Source organism: Pedobacter sp. ASV12 (assembly GCF_016429155.1).
Classification (GTDB): Bacteria; Bacteroidota; Bacteroidia; order Sphingobacteriales; family Sphingobacteriaceae; genus Pedobacter.
In genome coordinates this window covers 1-633 of record NZ_JAELUC010000234.1, presented here as the reverse complement: position 1 = coordinate 633, position 633 = coordinate 1, and the positions used below count along the sequence as shown (strand labels likewise).

1 protein-coding gene is annotated in these 633 nt (G+C 40.9%); it reads right to left on the bottom strand.

Annotated elements, in window-relative coordinates; all coding sequences use genetic code 11:
• Nucleotides 1-333: 333 nt before the first annotated feature.
• The coding region (locus JHD69_RS20075; protein WP_199142110.1) for a hypothetical protein at nucleotides 334-633 on the bottom strand (300 nt) is incomplete at its 5' end.

Below are 633 nucleotides of genomic sequence, written 5' to 3'. Positions count from 1 at the left end.
TTAGATAATTCTTTTTTTGTTGTTAGTTGTCAATATGCATTTTTTGTTTTTTTTCTTATTCATCTTTTCCCTCCAACCTTTTTAATCGCATATTGCATATTATGGGCTTATTGTCCCTTTTTAAGCTTTGTCAAAAAAAAACGCAGCAGATTTATTAAGCAGATACGCTCAAGGCGATGTATCCGAAGAAGAAAAGGCTTTGGTAGAAAGCTGGTATTTGGATTATGTCCAAAAAGCCATCGATTCAGAGATCAGCGACCATGAATTAGAAACTAATAGACAGGAGCTACTTAACCATATTATGGCTGAGATCGAGCCGAAGCATAAGATCAATTACTTTCGGTATGTAGGCATAGTTGCGGCAGTGCTTATCATAATCTTTACAGTGGCGCTTCTTGTGGAAAAAAATGCCCGCCTTACCCCTAACAAAGGCTTATTTGTTGTAAACAAAAAAGAAAACAGCATTCCTCCTGGGGGGAATAATGCCAGATTGATTTTATCTAATGGCAACTCGATAAACCTTGCCATTACAAAAAACGGAATACTAGCCCTGTCTCTTATACACATCTGACGCTGCCGACGAACCACGACATGGGGAGGTGTGGGGGGGGGGGGGGGGGGGGGAAGAGGGGG